This window comes from Pantoea endophytica (genome assembly GCF_002858935.1).
GTDB classification, from domain to species: domain Bacteria; phylum Pseudomonadota; class Gammaproteobacteria; order Enterobacterales; family Enterobacteriaceae; genus Pantoea; species Pantoea leporis.
In genome coordinates, this window is record NZ_PJRT01000024.1 from 39,144 (window position 1) to 56,453 (window position 17,310).

Genomic DNA, 17,310 nt, shown 5'->3' on the forward strand with positions numbered 1-17,310 from the left:
GATCAAAATGGCTAATCGTGTGGTTGTGGTAGTGGATATGCAAAATGGCGTGCTGGCATCGCCGCGTTTTGATCGTGCCGGACGCTGCGAGCGGATCAATCAGTTAACCGCTGCGGCCGATCAGGTGATCTTCATCCAGCACGTTGGGCCAGGTTTAGAGGTCAATTCAGCAGGCTGGGCCATCGTCCCCGAGTTGAATCAGCTGGCCAACGCCATCTTTGTCAATAAAACCGCCTGCGACAGTTTCTGGCAAACCGATCTCGCCGCTCAGCTCGACCAACGCGGTATTAAAAGCTTCGTTATTTGCGGCTGCGCGACCGATTACTGTGTCGATACCACCATCAAAGTCGGCGCCAGCCTCGGCTATCACATCACCGTCGCCGCCGATGCGCATACCACCGCCGACCGCACCTATGTTTCCGCACAACAGCAAATTAATCAGCACAACGAAGTGTGGGCCGATTTGATTATGCCGGGCAACCCGGTGCTGGTACGTGAGACGGAAGCGTTATTGCGGGAATGGCGACCGCATTAGAGGTTCTGCTATTGAAAACTTCTGACAAGTGTCAATAATAGAGTATGACATTTGTCAGACCTGGAGAATTTTATGAGAGCCTACATTCCTGATGGCAAATCACATGACAATGCACTTTGGCGCTTTGCTGGCTTACCCCCACGCGGATTGGAGCTAACTCGCATGCTTGAGGCGGGCTTGCCGGTCGCGGTGATTGATGACATTCGTCATTGGTCGGCAATGAGTAGAGCCGAAATTATGAAGGTCACTGGCATCAATGAGCGAAATATTGCCCGCCGTAAAAGCGCAGGTAAAAGCTTGTCACCCGATGAGAGCGAACGCATAGCCCGCTTCGTCCGAGTGATGGATGCAGCCGTTCAATTGTTTGGTGGTAATAAAGAAGATGCTACGCAATGGTTAAGCCGGCCGGTCAAAGGATTAGGCAACATTGCACCTATTACATTGCTAGCCACGGAAAGCGGCGCACTGGATGTGCTCGATTTGATTGGCCGTTTGGAGCATGGTGTCTTCTCGTGATTTTCTATCGGCTAACCAAAACGCTATACGCTTCTGAAGCCTGGACCGGCAACGGTGCGAAACAGTACGGTGGCCGCTGGAATCACAAAGGCCACGCAACCATTTATGTCGCAACCTCGGTTTCACTTGCTGCACTTGAAGTGCTGGTGCACGTTTCGAACGAGTCGATTTTGGATGATTACACTTTATTCAGCATCGAGATTCCTGACGATGAAGTCTCCTATATTGGAGAAGAATTTTTGCCAACCGATTGGCGACAGGATCCGGCTCCGGTTTCGACTATGGATTTGGGTACAGGTTGGCTTCAATCGGGGGAAGGTGCAGCGTTGATTATTCCCTCAAGCATTATTCCGATGGAAAATAATGCGATATTGAATCCGGAACATACGGTATTTGAGGATTATCTGTCGAGCATAAAAAAGCTGCCGTTTTCATTCGATAAGCGATTGATTAAATAATAAAAATATCTTTTTTGAGCAATAAAAAGCCCCGCATTGCGGGGCTCTAAACAGATACTACATTCTGTATTTTTAGAACGGAATATCGTCGTCAAAATCCATTGGCGGTTCGTTGTTGGCTGGCGCGCTCTGCTGCTGTGGACGCTGCTGCGCACCGCCGCTGAACTGGTTGCCACCGCCTTGCGGCTGCTGTTGTGGCTGCTGTGGCTGGCCCCAACCGTTATTATTGCCGCCGCCCTGGCCGCCCGCCGGTGCGCCACCTGCGTTCGCGCCCTGCTGACGTCCGCCCAGCATCTGCATGGTGCCGCCAACGTTAACCACCACTTCAGTGGTGTATTTTTCCTGGCCGGCTTGATCGGTCCATTTGCGGGTACGCAGCTGACCTTCGATGTAAACCTGAGAACCTTTACGCAGGTATTCGCCAGCCACTTCCGCCAGCTTGCCGAACAGCACAACGCGGTGCCATTCCGTGATCTCTTTGTTTTCACCGGTTGTCTTATCGCGCCAGCTTTCTGACGTGGCCAGCGTAATGTTGGCTACCGCGCCACCATTTGGCATGTAGCGCACTTCCGGATCCTGACCCAGATTCCCGACTAGAATCACTTTGTTTACGCCACGACTGGCCATGTTGCTGTCTCCCGATGAGTTGATGCTAAAAGTCTAAGCGAAAAATTGTATCACGTCACATTGGCGTGTGCCCACTTTAGAGCGGGATTCCAAAATTTATCGGCGGACAGAATAGCAAAAACACTGGATATTTATTCAGTTTATTTTTTGTGCCATAATGGACCGTTTCTGCTGGTCGTGCTGGCAAGGCATGGCGAGTGTTGTTCAATCCGGGAAAGGTGAATGGATAAGATCGAAGTCCGCGGTGCTCGCACCCATAATTTGAAGAACATCAACCTGATCATCCCTCGCGATAAGCTCATTGTGGTCACCGGTCTGTCAGGTTCCGGTAAGTCTTCGCTGGCGTTTGATACGCTGTATGCGGAAGGCCAGCGTCGCTATGTCGAGTCGCTTTCGGCCTATGCGCGCCAGTTTCTTTCATTAATGGAGAAACCGGACGTTGACCATATTGAAGGTCTTTCGCCCGCCATCTCCATTGAGCAGAAATCGACTTCGCATAACCCGCGTTCCACTGTCGGCACCATTACCGAAATTCATGACTACCTGCGCCTGCTGTTCGCGCGCGTGGGTGAACCGCGTTGTCCGGATCATGACGTTCCACTGGCGGCGCAAACCGTGAGTCAAATGGTCGATCAGGTGCTGTCGCAGGAAGAAGGCCGTCGTCTGATGCTGCTGGCGCCGGTGGTGAAAGATCGCAAAGGCGAACACACCAAAACGCTGGAAAACCTCGCCGCGCAGGGCTATATCCGTGCGCGTATCGATGGCGAAGTGTGCGATCTGTCGGATCCACCGAAGCTGGAGTTACAGAAGAAGCACACCATCGAAGTGGTGATTGACCGCTTCCGCGTGCGCGAGGACCTGGCAACGCGTCTGGCCGAATCCTTTGAGACCACGCTGGAACTGAGCGGTGGCACGGCGATCGTCGCCGATATGGACGATACCAGCGCCGAAGAGATGCTGTTCTCGGCCAACTTTGCCTGCCCAATCTGTGGCTACAGCATGCGTGAACTCGAACCGCGCCTGTTCTCGTTCAACAACCCGGCTGGCGCCTGCCCGACCTGCGATGGCCTGGGCGTGCAGCAATATTTTGATCCCGATCGAGTGGTGCAGAACCCCGAGCTGTCGCTGGCCGGAGGCGCCATCCGCGGCTGGGATCGCCGTAACTTCTACTACTTCCAGATGCTGCGCTCGCTGGCAGAGCATCTGCAATTCGATGTTGAAGCTCCGTTTAACAGCCTAAGCGACAAAGCGCGCGAAGTGATTCTGTACGGTTCCGGCAAAGAGAATATCGAATTCAAATACATCAACGATCGCGGTGACACCTCAGTGCGCCGCCATCCGTTTGAAGGCGTGCTGCACAACATGGAGCGCCGTTATAAAGAGACGGAATCCAACGCGGTGCGTGAAGAGCTGGCGAAATTTATCAGCAACCGTGCCTGCGCCAGCTGTGAAGGTACGCGTCTGCGTCGTGAAGCGCGTCATGTTTTTGTTGAAGACACCAACCTGCCGACCATCTCAGAAATGAGCATCGGTCACGCGATGGATTTCTTCGCCAACATGAAGCTGAGCGGCCAGCGTGCGCAGATTGCGGAAAAAATCCTGAAGGAGATTGGCGACCGCCTGAGCTTCCTGGTGAACGTCGGCCTGAATTACCTGTCGATGTCACGCTCGGCGGAAACGCTCTCCGGCGGTGAAGCGCAGCGTATTCGTCTGGCCAGCCAGATTGGTGCCGGTTTGGTCGGCGTGATGTACGTGCTGGATGAACCCTCAATCGGCCTTCACCAGCGCGACAACGAACGCCTGCTGGGCACGCTGATTCACCTGCGCGATCTCGGTAACACGGTGATTGTGGTGGAGCACGATGAGGATGCGATTCGTGCCGCTGACCATGTGATCGATATCGGTCCGGGCGCGGGCGTGCACGGTGGTCAGGTGGTTGCCGAAGGTGATGTGCACGCGATCATGGCGAATGAAAATTCCCTGACCGGCCAGTTCCTTAGCGGCAAACGCGAGATTGCGATTCCCCAAGAGCGCGTCAAAGGCGATCCAGCCAAAGTGCTGAAACTCACCGGTGCGCGCGGTAACAACCTCAAAGATGTCACGCTGACGATTCCGGTCGGCTTATTTACCTGCATCACCGGCGTGTCCGGATCGGGTAAATCGACGCTGATCAACGATACGCTGTTCCCGATTGCGCAGCGCCAGCTCAACGGCGCGACCACCATCGAAGCCGCGCCTTATCGTGAAATCGCCGGCCTGGAGCATTTCGATAAAGTGATCGATATCGATCAGAGCCCGATCGGTCGCACACCGCGTTCGAATCCCGCGACCTACACCGGCATTTTCACTCCGGTGCGCGAACTGTTCGCCGGCGTGCCGGAAGCGCGTTCACGCGGCTACAATCCGGGGCGCTTCAGCTTCAACGTGCGCGGCGGACGCTGCGAAGCCTGTCAGGGTGACGGCGTGATCAAGGTAGAGATGCACTTTCTGCCCGACATCTACGTGCCGTGCGACCAGTGCAAAGGCAAGCGCTATAACCGCGAAACGCTGGAGATTAAATACAAAGGCAAGAGCATCCACGAAGTGCTGGATATGACCATCGAAGAAGCACGCGAATTTTTTGATGCGGTGCCGGCGCTGGCGCGTAAGCTGCAAACGCTGGTCGATGTCGGCCTGTCGTATATCCGTCTGGGCCAGTCAGCTACCACGCTTTCTGGTGGTGAAGCGCAGCGCGTCAAGCTGGCGCGTGAGCTGTCAAAACGCGGCACAGGCCAGACGCTCTATATCCTCGATGAGCCGACCACCGGCCTGCACTTTGCGGATATTCAGCAGTTACTGGAAGTGCTGCATCAGCTGCGCGATCAGGGCAACACCATCGTGGTGATTGAGCACAACCTCGACGTGGTGAAAACCGCAGACTGGATTGTCGATCTCGGCCCGGAAGGCGGCAGCGGCGGCGGTGAAATCCTGGTGTCCGGCACGCCAGAAACGGTGGCGGAGTGTGAAAAATCACACACGGCGCGTTTCCTTAAGCCAATGTTGAAGAAGTAAATTTCTCTCAGGCCCGCCATTGCGGGCCTGTTTTTTTCTGTCGGATTCCGCAACGAAATGCAGGAACAGGCAAGAATCAGACAACTTCAGGCATATACGCATTCCCCCCTGCTGACTATCCTTACAACGTTCCTTTTGGCGTCCCTTACGCCCTTTATCCCTTCAGTGTGCTGAACGGGATCCCGCATAGAAATCACGACATATCCTACTGGAGACACCATGAATATTACGCATGCCTATGCCGCACAGGACGCGAAAGCAAAACTCGCCCCGTTCGATTTTAAGCCACGCGAACTGCGCGCTCATGATGTGCAGATTGAAGTGTTGTACTGCGGCGTCTGCCACTCGGACCTGCATACCGCGCGCAACGAATGGCGCAACACCATTTTTCCTGTGGTGCCTGGCCATGAAATTGTCGGTCGCGTGACGGCCGTTGGCGCTCACACCCACAACTACAAAGTGGGCGATTTGGTCGGCGTTGGCTGTATGGTTGATTCCTGCCGCAGCTGTCCAAGCTGTCAGGAAGGGCTGGAGCAGTATTGCGAGAATGGCTTCGTTGGTACTTACAACGGTGAAGACCGTGAAACCAAAGCCATCACCTACGGCGGTTATTCCACCAGCATGGTAGTAGATGAAAGCTTCGTGCTGCGCGTACCAGAAAATCTCGATCTGGCGGGCGTTGCGCCACTGCTGTGTGCCGGTATCACCACTTACTCACCGCTGCGCCACTGGAATGTCGGTCCGGGTAAAAAAGTTGGTATCGTTGGTTTGGGCGGCCTTGGTCACATGGGCGTGAAGCTAGCTCATGCGATGGGCGCACATGTGGTGCTGTTCACCACGTCACCGTCAAAAATTGAAGATGGTAAACGTCTGGGCGCTGATGAAGTGGTGATCTCGAAAGATGCCGACCAAATGGCCGCACACACCAACAGCTTCGACTTCATCCTGAACACCGTTGCAGCGCAGCACGATCTCAACCCGTTCATTGCCCTGCTGAAGCGTGATGGCAACATGACGCTGGTCGGCGCGCCGGAGCACGATCATCCGGCACCGCAGGTCTTCAACCTGATCTTGAAACGTCGCAGCATTGCCGGTTCACTGATTGGCGGCATCGCGGAAACCCAGGAAATGCTGGATTTCTGCGGCAAGCACGGTATCACTTCAGATATCGAACTGATCGCGATGAATCAAATCAACGAAGCCTACGAACGTATGCTGAAAAGCGACGTGAAATACCGCTTCGTGATTGATATTAATACCCTGCGTGAGGAATCTGCGGCTTAATTCGCCTCAGTGTTCATCATGGTTGACGCCCGCCGCGCGCGTGGCGTCAGCCTGTTGCCAGGAAGCATCCACCAGATAATAAATCTGCGAATCTTTTAGCGAACCATCCAGCCACAGCGTGCTCCAGTGCGACTTATTTAAATGTTCGCTGGGAAACACATCGTTGTGCTCCTCACGTAACAATTCCGCCAGCGCAGGCGTGGCTTTCAGCGACAAGGCCGGACGCCCTTTTACCTCATAAAGCATGGCAAACAGCACACCTTCACTTTTAATCTGCGTCGCCTGCCAGCACTCTTTAAAGCTTTGCTCCGCGCCCGGCTTGCTCATGCAGTACGTCAGTAAATCCGAAGTATTCATCTTTTATTCCCCTTGTAAGGTCGCCACGATACGCCGCGCACCGCCCTGCACCCGATGTTCACCCAACCAGATTCCCTGCCACGTACCTAACATCAGGCGACCGCGGTTAACCGGAATCAGCAGCGAGACGCCGAGCAGTGACGATTTGATGTGTGCCGGCATGTCGTCAGCCCCTTCGTAATCGTGCTGATAAGGCGCACTTTCCGGAACATGGCGTAAGAAATGCTGCTCCATATCGCTGCGCACGGTGGGATCGCAATTCTCATTGAGCGTTAACGACGCCGATGTATGTTGCAGCAGCAGATGCAGTTGGCCGACGCGCACATCGGATAAGCCATGAAGCTGGCCGACAATCTCGTCGGTGATCAGATGAAAGCCGCGCGCTTTGGCGCCAAGCGTAAGCGTTTGTTGATGCCACATGCCAGAATCCTAAAAGTAATTACACCGTTTAAGTGTGCAGCATGTCGGCGAAAGGTAAACCCTGAAGAGAGGAAAAAACGGCAGAGCGTGAACTCTGCCGACTGAAGGTTAGTCGCTCAGCTTAGCGGCCATGGTTTTGATGCTGCCCACATCGTCTTTAGTAATTGCAGCCAGACGTTCGCCGTACTCTTTATCAGCCTTGTAGAAGTACGACAACATAATGGCGCGGCTCTGCACATCCACGCCTTTCAGCGCGCCGCCCAGAGAATTGATCAGATCGGTTTTCTCTTTGTCATTGAAGGAACGATACAGATCGCCCGCCTGCTTAAAGTTCTGCGTTTTAGCAATCATCGCCTGCTGCGTGGTGCCGCTCAGCGGGCTGTGGCTGTATCGGGCGCTCTGCAGCTCTTCGCGTGGATAGACACGGCTTGGCTGATAGTTGACGCCATGATCGTCAGCCTTGCCGCTGTTCATCGCGCCGTCCTGATTACCGTTGCTCACCGGCACGCGCGGCGCGTTGACCGGCAACGTCAGGCCATTGGCGCCCAAACGGTGCATCTGGGTATCGGCGTAAGAGAACAAACGACCTTGCAGCAAGCGATCTTCCGATGGCTCTATGCCCGGAACCAGATTCGATGGCGCCATCGCCACCTGCTCGGTTTCCTGGAAGAAATTATCCACGTTGCGGTTCAATTCCATCTGGCCGACTTTCACTTCTGCGATACCCGGCCAGATTTTGGTGGCGTCCAGCGGATTGAAGTCGAACTTATCCAGATCGCTGGCTTTAATGGTTTGAATATAGAGATCCCATTTCGGGAAGTCTTTGTTGTTGATCGATGCCACTAAATCTTCGGTCATGTGGCTGAAAGTGCTGCTCTGAATAGCCGCCACTTCGCCCGGATCGAGATTTTTCTCGCCCTGCAGGGTTTTCCAGTGGAATTTCACGTAGTGCACTTCGCCTTTGGCGTTGACGAACTTATAAGCGTGCACGCTGTTGCCATCCATCTGGCGATAGTTTGCTGGCGTTCCCATATTGGAGAACAGCATGGTCAGGCCATGCGTGGCTTCCGGTACGTGAGAGAAGAAATCAAAGGTGCGCGCGTCGTTGCCAAGATTGGTGCGTGGATCAGGCTTAAAGGCATGCACCATGTCCGGGAATTTAATCGCGTCGCGGATGAAGAATACCGGCAGGTTGTTACCCACTAAATCCCAGTTGCCCTGGCTGGTGTAAAACTTGGTGGCAAAACCGCGCGGGTCGCGCAGCGTTTCCGGTGAATGTTTGCTGTGCACCACGGATGAGAAGCGCACAAATACTGGCGTCACGCTGCCTGGTTTAAAGACTTCGGCAATGGTTAAGTCGCTGATATCTTTGCTGGCGCGGAACTCGCCGTGCGCGCCGGTACCGCGTGCATGTACCACGCGCTCTGGAATGCGTTCTCGGTCAAAGCGTTGCAGCTTTTGGATCAGCTGCACATCTTGCAGTAACACTGCGCCATTTTCGCCTGCGGTTTGTGAGTTCTGGTTATCGCCGACGGGTGCGCCGTTATCACGCGTTAAAGCGGTGCTGTAAACCGGAAGGGAAAAGGCTAAGGCTAATACATAAGCGAGGGGTTTGACTGCAAAAGAGTAAGCGGTCCGGGTCATAAGCGTGCTTCCTTGTGAGTTTAAATATGCGACTACATTGCCGCTCTCGCGCCGTTTCAGGCTGGAGGATATTTACACTCATGGGGAGAAGCGCTAACGAGACCAGTCCGGTTTATAGTTAAAAAAAGTTATAAATAAAAAACCGCCAAACCATGTTGGCGGTTTTTTGTGGCGCGCCGTCGCAGTGAAGTTACATCACCGCAGCAAACGCCTCAGCAACCTGGTTGACGTTACGGCTGTTCAGGCCGGCAACGCACATGCGACCGCTGGCGATCAGATACACGCCAAACTCATCACGCAGACGGTCAACCTGCTGCGCGCTCAAGCCGGTATAGCTGAACATGCCACGCTGTTTCAGCAGGTAATCAAAGTTTTGTCCCGGCAGTTTGGTACTCAATACTTCAACCAATGCCTGACGCATGTCGATGATGCGCAGACGCATCGCTTCGACTTCTGCCAGCCAGTTGTTGAGCAGCGCTTCGTCGTTCAGTACGCAGGAAACCACCTGCGCACCGAAGTTTGGCGGGCTGGAGTAATTGCGGCGCACGGTGGCTTTCAGCTGGCCCAGCACACGAGCAGACTCTTCCGCGCTATCGCAGACAATAGACAGGCCGCCAACGCGCTCGCCATACAGCGAGAAAATCTTGGAGAACGAGTTGCTGACCAGCGCAGGCAGACCCGCTGCCGCAATCGCGCGAATCGCATAAGCATCCGCTTCCATGCCCGCGCCAAAGCCCTGATAAGCGATATCGAGGAACGGAATCAGCTCCTGCGCTTTCAGTACTTCGGTGGTTTCATCCCACTGTGCGTTGGTGAGATCGGCGCCGGTTGGGTTATGGCAGCACGGGTGCAGCAGCACGATGGATTGCTTCGGCAAGGTTTTCAGTTTGGCGATGAACGCATCAAACTTCACGCCGTTGGTTTCCGCGTCATACCACGGATAGGTATTCACCTCGAAACCGGCACCGTTGAAGATCGCGACGTGGTTTTCCCACGTCGGATCGCTCACCCACACGTTGGACGCCGGGAAGTAACGCTTAAGGAAATCAGCACCGACTTTCAGCGCGCCTGAGCCGCCCAACGTCTGGATGGACGCAATGCGGCCCGCTTGCAGCATCGGATGTTGTTTACCGAACAACAGCGGTGCAATGGCGTTACGGTAAGCGTTCAGACCTTCCATCGGCAGATACAGCGACGCCTGATGCGGCTGCGCCTGCAGGCGCTCTTCTGCTGCGGCAACCGCCTGCAGCTGAGGAATGATGCCCGCTTCGTTGTAATAGAGACCAATGCTTAGGTTTACTTTGTTATCGCGCGGATCTTGTTTGAAGGTTTCCATCAACGACAGAATCGGATCGCCGGCATAGGCATCAACGTTTTGAAACACGGTGCAGATCTCCATGATTGGTCATAAATAAGAGGTAAAGATGCGTCATCAAACCATGTAACGGCCGGGACGATGATTCATTGCGATGATGAGATTGAGGATCACCGCGCCCGCGATTGAAGCAAACAGCATCGGTAACGACACCACAAACAGCGACGCTAATACCACGCAGGTATCGACCGCCATTTGCAGTTTTCCGGCACGCAGACCGATGCGGTCCTGCAGCCAGAGCGCCAAAATATTAATACCGCCGAGGCTGGCTTTGTGACGGAACAACACTATAAACCCAATGCCCATCACCACGTTACCGAACAGTGTCGCATAAAACGGATTTAGCGCAGAAAAATGCACAAACAGTGGATGCAGATGGGTGAACAGCGACACCAGGCCAACCGCGCAGAAGGTTTTCAGGGTAAATTCCCAGCCCATGCGCCGCACGGCCAGCCAGTAAAATGGCAGGTTGATCAGGAAGAAGGCGCTACCGAAGGAGAGCGGTGACAAATAGCTGATTAAGAAGGCAATACCGGCAGAACTGCCGGTGAGTGCGCCCGCCTGTTTCAGCATAATGACGCCGAAAGAGACCATTAGCGTGCCGAGGACTATCGCCAGCGCATCTTCAATCAGCGAATGCGGAACTTTAGTGGGTTGAACAACGTTATCCATGGGTTAATCTCATTGCAAATGATGCGGTTCAAATGCAAAAAACGCACCACATCGGCGGCGTACGCTCGCCGCCGATGGGTGCCAGTGATTATCCAATTGATAACTAAGGCGCTTTATTGCAGGTTTTTGTGCATCAGTTGAGACTTAAACCATCAACCCATGCACAAATCTGTTTTCTGGTGCGCGTTTTTTGCATTATTAAGGCAATAATTGCACCAGATTAGCACGTCACGCACTTTTTTGGCGCGTTTTGTGCTGCGGGATGATCATCAAACCGTTCTCTTTCAAACGGCTCAATACCACGGAAGTTTTCACGTGCGCCACGCTTTGATGGCCAGCCACTAACTGGCTGATCAGCGCGCTCAGTGAAGCCAGATCGGCCACCGCCACTTTCAGCAGATAATCAGCATCGCCGGTGGTTTTGAACGCATCAACGATCGCGGCTTCTTCTTCCACCATGCGATGGAAACTCTCTTCATAATCCGGCGTATGGTTTTTCAATCGCACTTCAATCAATCCCACCATGCCAAGGCCCACCGCGTCGGGCGAGAGGCGTGCGTGATAGCCGAGAATGAGATTGGCCTGCTCAAGATTGATGCGGCGGCGTGAACATTGCGACGCCGAAAGTCCGACTAAATCACTGAGTTCCTGGTTGGTGAGGCGTCCGTTAGATTGTAATAATGTCAATATCTTAAGGTCGTGATCGTCTACCTGAGTCATTCTGTTTCCACAGCGTAATAAGGGGCGCTTTGCTACAGATAACCTGATTAAAGCCGGGGTTGTCCAACACTATTTTCTGATGACGTGAAATGCATGCACAAAACGTGCATGCATCCGGAATGAAAGGGTTATTCGTCGTCGTATTGCGGGCCAGCGTAGTTATCAAAGCGCGACCATTGGCCATTAAAGGTCAAGCGTACCGTACCGATCGGGCCGTTACGCTGCTTACCCAGGATGATCTCGGCGATGCCTTTAAGATCGCTGTTTTCGTGATACACCTCGTCACGGTAGATGAACATGATCAAGTCGGCATCCTGCTCGATCGAACCTGATTCACGCAGATCCGAGTTCACTGGGCGCTTATCCGCACGTTGTTCCAGTGAGCGGTTTAGCTGCGACAGCGCCACCACCGGCACATTCAGCTCTTTCGCCAGCGCTTTAAGTGAGCGCGAGATTTCAGCGATCTCCAGCGTACGATTGTCCGACAGCGCAGGCACGCGCATCAGCTGCAGGTAGTCGATCATGATCAGGCTCAACCCGCCATTTTCACGGAAGATGCGGCGCGCGCGTGAGCGCACTTCGGTGGGCGTCAGGCCAGAAGAGTCATCGATAAACATGTTCTTCTTCTCAAGCAAAATCCCCATGGTGGCGGAAATGCGCGCCCAATCTTCATCTTCCAGCTGACCGGTACGAATGCGCGTCTGATCTACGCGCGACAGCGACGCCAGCATACGCATCATCAGCTGCTCGCTGGGCATCTCCAGGCTGAAAATCAACACCGGCTTGTCCTGCAACATCGCGGCGTTTTCGCACAAATTCATGGCGAAGGTGGTTTTACCCATCGAAGGACGCGCCGCGACGATGATCAGATCCGAGCCCTGTAAACCGGCGGTTTTTTTGTTCAAATCCTGATAGCCGGTATCGACGCCGGTGACGCCGTCGTGCGGCGTTGAGACCAGCGACTCAATGCGCGATACCGTGGCTTCCAGAATCTGCTCGATATTCTGCGGGCCCTGATCTTTATTAGCGCGCTGTTCAGCAATTTTGAAAACGTTCGATTCGGCGAAGTCGAGCAGATCTTCACTGCTCCGTCCTTGCGGATCGTAACCGGCATCGGCGATTTGGTTCGCCACCGAGATCATCTCGCGCACCACTGCACGTTCGCGCACGATATCGGCATAAGCACCAATGTTCGCGGCACTTGGCGTATTTTTTGCCAGTTCGGCCAGATAGGCGAAGCCGCCGGCCATCTCTAATTCACCTAGCGTTTCCAGCGATTCAGAGAGCGTAATCAGGTCGATCGGCTGGCCAGCTTCCAGCAAACGCTGCATTTCCGTGAAAATCAGACGGTGCGAGCGGTTGAAGAAATCACTGGCGACGACGCGTTCAGAAACGTTGTCCCAGCGCTGGTTATCCAGCATCAACCCACCGAGCACCGACTGCTCCGCTTCTATGGAATGCGGCGGCATTTTCACGCCTTCCAGTTGCCGATCGCGGGGTTCGTTCGATTTGTTGGTGGGTTTATTTCCTGCCATAGTGAATGCATTACCGATCGTGAAAGGGACGCGCAAGTATACCGTCCCAGGATGAACAATCACAGGAGTCAGAATGGCAAAGCGTATTCAGTTCAACCAACACGGCGGCCCAGATGTACTGCAATGGGTCGATTTCGAACTGGCCGATCCCGCCGAACATGAAGTGCAGGTGGAAAACAAGGCAATTGGCATTAACTACATTGATACCTACGTGCGTAGCGGCTTGTATCCGCAAAGCAGCTTCCCTTCCGGCCTGGGTACCGAAGCAGCCGGCGTGGTGAAGCGCGTCGGATCGGCGGTGACGCGGTTTAAGGCGGGCGATCGCGTGGTCTATTGCCAGGCCGCGCTGGGCGCCTACAGCGAAGTGCACAATGTGGCGGAAGATCGTCTGGTGATCCTGCCGGACAGCATCTCCTTTGAGCAAGGCGCGGCCTCTTTCCTCAAAGGTTTAACCGTGCAGTATCTGCTGCGCCAAACCTATAAAGTGAAAGCTGATGAAATCTTCCTGTTCCACGCCGCCGCGGGTGGCGTGGGTTTGATCGCCTGCCAATGGGCCAAAGCGCTCGGCGCACATCTGATTGGCACGGTGGGTTCGGCTGAGAAAGCGAAGATAGCTAAAGATGCCGGTGCCTGGGCGACAATTAACTATCGTGAAGAGAATATCGCGAAGCGCGTCAGCGAGTTGACCCATGGCGAGAAAGTGGCCGTGGTGTATGACTCGGTGGGGAAAGATACCTGGGAACCTTCGCTAGATAGCCTGCGTCGCCACGGGTTAATGGTCAGCTTTGGTAATGCGTCGGGTCCGGTTACCGGCATTGATCTCGGCATTCTCAACAAGAAAGGCTCGCTGTTCGTCACCCGACCTTCGCTGTTCGGTTACATCACCAACCGTGAAGAACTGGATGCCGCCAGCAATGAGTTGTTCTCATTGATCGCCAGCCGCGCGATTCAGCTTAACGTGCCCGAGCAGCAGAAATTTGCCTTGAGTGACGCGGTGCGCGCGCATCAGGTGCTGGAGAGCCGCGCGACTCAGGGTTCCAGCCTGCTGATTCCCTGATCGCTAAATGCAAACGGGGCTTCCCGTAGGAAGCCCCTTTTTTCTTTCTTTTTATAGTTCGCGCTGGTGTAGGGACAGCGGCGATGAATTCGTTTGAAACAACGCCAATCATCCTGACAGAAAACATAAGTAAAAAATATGTTTAAATGCGGAATAATGCTAAGCAATATCCGAGTCTGTGATCGTCACCGCAATTAGCGCCAGTCCCTTCTATCTAAGTCGCTGATTTTTCTTTTCAGCCTGCGCATCTTTGCCTCACCTGAAGGCGTGGTAAATGCCCGATAAAGCCAGACAGCGACAACCGCCAATACCAGCCATGGCAACACTTTAATAACAATTGCCAGCAATCCGCCAAAGAACATCAAAGCGGTCGCCACCACCAATGCTGCAATAACGCCCAGCAACGAAACGCCGGTGAACAGCAGCATCAGAAAAAAGCCGATAACAAATAGAATTTCCACGAAGGCTCTCCTGTGTAAGTAACATCAGGAACATTACAAGATACGTGCCAGGTTATAAAAATAGCTAACTGCTTGAAAGCATTGGACAATAGTTGAATGAAGAAATAATGAGGTGATGAAAAAAACTAATTCTCGGCGTAGAAATAACCATCTATAAAATTATGATACTGGCTTTACGGTGCGCATGAAGGCGCACCGTATCAAACCGGAAGGTTCCGGCATGCTAAACAGTGATTACATCACTTCTTGGGGGATCTTATCCGCTACCAGCGCTAACGCCGCTTCCAGCACGCGCACATCGGCGCCGGGTTTGTGGGCGTTTTCACTTAAATAGCGACGCCACTGGCGCGCACCCGGAATGCCCTGGAACAGGCCAAGCATATGGCGCGTCACATGGCCGAGGTACATGCCTTTGGATAGTTCAGCTTCAATGTAGGGATACATCGAGCGCACCACCGCTACCGGATCGACGCGCGGCGTATCGCGACCGAACAGCTCGCGGTCAACCTGCGCCAGAATGCCCGGATTCTGATAGGCTTCGCGCCCCATCATCACGCCATCCATATGCTGCAGATGCAGTTTGGCCTCTTCCAGCGTTTTGATGCCGCCATTAATCGCCATGGTCAGCGCCGGGAAATCGCGCTTCAGCTGGTAAACGCGGGGATAATCGAGCGGCGGAATCTCGCGATTCTCTTTCGGACTTAAACCCGATAGCCACGCTTTGCGCGCGTGGATAATAAAAGTATCGCAGCCGCCCTGTTGCGCCACGGTGCCAATAAAATCACACAGGAATTCGTAGCTGTCCTGCTCATCAATACCGATGCGAGTTTTGACCGTCACCGGAATGCTCACCACATCACGCATCGCTCTAATGCAGTCGGCAACCAGCGCCGCATCGCCCATCAGGCAGGCGCCAAAACGGCCGTTCTGGACGCGATCGGATGGACAACCCACATTGAGGTTGATCTCATCGTAGCCACGCTCTTCTGCCAGCTTAGCGCACTGCGCCAGTGCGGCGGGATCGCTGCCACCCAGCTGCAGCGCCAGCGGATGTTCTTCCTCGCTGTAGGCCAGATAGTCGCCTTTACCATGAATGATCGCGCCGGTCGTCACCATTTCGGTGTACAGCAGCGTGTCACCGCTCAGCTTACGGTGAAAATAACGACAGTGACGATCGGTCCAGTCGAGCATTGGGGCGATGGAAAAACGTTGCGAGGAGAAAGTATCGGTCATGAAACGCAGTAAATCCGCAGTAAGTAAGTGATGAGAAACTGCGCAATCATATCACAGCAAAACGGGCGGCACAGCCGCCCGTTATCAGACGGGTAATTAGAAGTTGAATCCGAGCTGCAGCATGGCACCTACGGTGTTGTCTTTACCTACAGAACCGGCCAGGTCCAGATGGACAGCATTGTTGAACGGTGACACACCCAAACCGGCGGTGAACACGTCAGTATCGGTCGACTTCAGATCGGCGCGATAGCCGGCACGCAGCGCCAGCCAATCCAGCACACGATATTCCGCACCTACGCCAGCATATTGGCTGGTGTCTTCCGACTTGAAGCGCTTGGTTTCAGTCAGATCAACATCCCCAGCCAGCGTGAATGGCCCGTTATTCCAGGAAAGCCCTGTAGTGACCAGCGGACGAATTTGATAAGTATCGCGGTAACCGTTTACCTCTTTAGTATCGAGATCGCGCGAGATCAGGTTTTGTCCGGTCACGCCAAAGGTCCAGTTCTCACCGAAATCTGTTGCGACACCCGCATCCATGTTGAAACCGGTATCGCTGCTGCGGTAGCGGCTGCTGTTGATGTCGCTCTTGTCGTAGTTGTAGATACTCGCGGTGTAGTTATACAGCCAGGTTTTCTGCAGCTTTGGCGTCACGCCGACAGAAACCGGATGGCCGGCAATCGAGAACTCATGCGCGACTGACACACCATAATCGGTGACTAATGCCGCCAGGCCATTGGCGCTGGAGCGCAAATTATTTTCATCACCCGGCACAGGCACTCTCGTGCCATTGGCAACCGCGCGCAGGTAGGCAATATCGCTATCTGCCACGTTGGCGCGCACAATCGCAGTGCCGTAAGCCTTGGTGATAAAGGCAAAAGGTAAGGTTTCATTCGGAACGGTGACGGCCACGGCCACACCGGCTGTCGCGTGAGCTTTATTACCACGCAGATCGCTGAGCTGGTTTGCCATATCGCCTGCGGCGGCCTTCAGCTGCGGGTAACCATTGAGGTAATCCTGAAAGGTTAGGTCATCGATCACGTCCTGATAACGATCAACGGTATCGGTAATGTCGTCAACGCGATCAATCAATTTGTCTTTATCGGTAACCTGTGCGCCGGCTGAGGGCAGAATGATGCTGACGTTATCTTCAGGCTGCGCCTTGGTCATCAATGCTGGGTTAGCCAGCACCGCTGAACTCCAGGTGGAGGAGGCTACGCCGGTACCGCCCATTGCGTCGTTACGCGCGTCGTACCATGTACCTGCTGCCAGAGCTGAGGAAGAGAGAAATACTGCATTCAAACCAACAAGATAAGCTACTTTTTTGTGCCTGAATAATGTCTTCGCCATGAGCCTGCCATCACCTTT

General features: G+C 54.0%; 17 protein-coding genes. 6 read left to right on the forward strand and 11 right to left on the reverse strand.

The features are described from left to right. Positions 1-7 precede the first annotated feature (7 nt). From PZBJ_RS14555 to PZBJ_RS14565, 3 genes are all read left to right on the forward strand, one after another. Complete coding sequence (locus PZBJ_RS14555) at positions 8-535, forward strand: isochorismatase family protein (protein WP_101763055.1); 528 nt, start codon at positions 8-10, stop codon at positions 533-535. Between the two features lie 72 nt (positions 536-607). Continuing rightward, positions 608-1,051, forward strand: coding sequence for an Xre family toxin-antitoxin system antitoxin (gene parS, locus PZBJ_RS14560; RefSeq protein ID WP_101763056.1), 444 nt, complete (start codon positions 608-610; stop codon positions 1,049-1,051). Next, entirely contained in the window at positions 1,048-1,509 is a 462-nt protein-coding gene (locus PZBJ_RS14565; protein WP_101763057.1) for an RES family NAD+ phosphorylase, read from the forward strand. Before parS ends, PZBJ_RS14565 begins: the two co-directional genes overlap by 4 nt. Before the next feature lie 72 nt (positions 1,510-1,581). Here PZBJ_RS14565 and ssb1 read toward each other — a convergent pair whose 3' ends face one another. Beyond that, positions 1,582-2,136: a single-stranded DNA-binding protein SSB1 gene (gene ssb1, locus PZBJ_RS14570; RefSeq protein ID WP_061718369.1), complete on the reverse strand. Its 555-nt coding sequence runs from the start codon at positions 2,134-2,136 to the stop codon at positions 1,582-1,584. Between the two features lie 222 nt (positions 2,137-2,358). Here ssb1 and uvrA point away from each other — a divergent pair, with 222 nt between their 5' ends. Further along, positions 2,359-5,187: an excinuclease ABC subunit UvrA gene (gene uvrA / locus PZBJ_RS14575; RefSeq protein ID WP_101763058.1), complete on the forward strand. Its 2,829-nt coding sequence runs from the start codon at positions 2,359-2,361 to the stop codon at positions 5,185-5,187. A gap of 219 nt (positions 5,188-5,406) precedes the next feature. Next, a complete protein-coding gene (locus tag PZBJ_RS14580; protein WP_101763059.1) occupies positions 5,407-6,471 on the forward strand; it encodes an NAD(P)-dependent alcohol dehydrogenase in 1,065 nt (354 codons plus the stop codon). Between the two features lie 6 nt (positions 6,472-6,477). Here PZBJ_RS14580 and PZBJ_RS14585 read toward each other — a convergent pair whose 3' ends face one another. The 7 genes from PZBJ_RS14585 to dnaB form a co-directional block, all read right to left on the reverse strand. Further along, entirely contained in the window at positions 6,478-6,828 is a 351-nt protein-coding gene (locus PZBJ_RS14585) for an MmcQ/YjbR family DNA-binding protein (protein ID WP_101763060.1), read from the reverse strand. A 3-nt stretch (positions 6,829-6,831) separates the two neighbouring features. Then, complete coding sequence (locus PZBJ_RS14590; protein ID WP_061718371.1) at positions 6,832-7,248, reverse strand: secondary thiamine-phosphate synthase enzyme YjbQ; 417 nt, start codon at positions 7,246-7,248, stop codon at positions 6,832-6,834. 108 nt (positions 7,249-7,356) lie between these two features. Continuing rightward, positions 7,357-8,892 (reverse strand): catalase, encoded by a 1,536-nt coding sequence (locus PZBJ_RS14595; protein ID WP_101763061.1) that lies wholly within the window; start codon positions 8,890-8,892, stop codon positions 7,357-7,359. Between the two features lie 190 nt (positions 8,893-9,082). Then, positions 9,083-10,276: an amino acid aminotransferase gene (locus tag PZBJ_RS14600; RefSeq protein WP_101763128.1), complete on the reverse strand. Its 1,194-nt coding sequence runs from the start codon at positions 10,274-10,276 to the stop codon at positions 9,083-9,085. Between the two features lie 48 nt (positions 10,277-10,324). Further along, positions 10,325-10,939, reverse strand: coding sequence for a YitT family protein (locus PZBJ_RS14605; RefSeq protein ID WP_008109953.1), 615 nt, complete (start codon positions 10,937-10,939; stop codon positions 10,325-10,327). 228 nt (positions 10,940-11,167) lie between these two features. After that, a complete protein-coding gene (locus tag PZBJ_RS14610) occupies positions 11,168-11,659 on the reverse strand; it encodes an Lrp/AsnC family transcriptional regulator (RefSeq protein WP_097095220.1) in 492 nt (163 codons plus the stop codon). A gap of 128 nt (positions 11,660-11,787) precedes the next feature. Further along, positions 11,788-13,194 (reverse strand): replicative DNA helicase, encoded by a 1,407-nt coding sequence (gene dnaB / locus PZBJ_RS14615; protein ID WP_101763062.1) that lies wholly within the window; start codon positions 13,192-13,194, stop codon positions 11,788-11,790. 73 nt (positions 13,195-13,267) lie between these two features. Here dnaB and PZBJ_RS14620 point away from each other — a divergent pair, with 73 nt between their 5' ends. Then, the gene (locus PZBJ_RS14620) at positions 13,268-14,251 is read left to right on the forward strand and encodes a quinone oxidoreductase (protein WP_101763063.1); all 984 of its coding nucleotides are present in this window, start codon (positions 13,268-13,270) and stop codon (positions 14,249-14,251) included. Between the two features lie 194 nt (positions 14,252-14,445). On the opposite strand, the gene pspG is transcribed toward PZBJ_RS14620, so the two are convergent. From pspG to PZBJ_RS14635, 3 genes are all read right to left on the reverse strand, one after another. Then, a complete protein-coding gene (pspG, locus tag PZBJ_RS14625; RefSeq protein ID WP_101763064.1) occupies positions 14,446-14,712 on the reverse strand; it encodes an envelope stress response protein PspG in 267 nt (88 codons plus the stop codon). Positions 14,713-14,946: 234 nt separating this feature from the next. After that, complete coding sequence (gene dusA, locus PZBJ_RS14630; RefSeq protein WP_101763065.1) at positions 14,947-15,945, reverse strand: tRNA dihydrouridine(20/20a) synthase DusA; 999 nt, start codon at positions 15,943-15,945, stop codon at positions 14,947-14,949. A 96-nt stretch (positions 15,946-16,041) separates the two neighbouring features. Beyond that, complete coding sequence (locus tag PZBJ_RS14635; RefSeq protein WP_101763066.1) at positions 16,042-17,292, reverse strand: conjugal transfer protein TraF; 1,251 nt, start codon at positions 17,290-17,292, stop codon at positions 16,042-16,044. Positions 17,293-17,310: the final 18 nt, after the last annotated feature.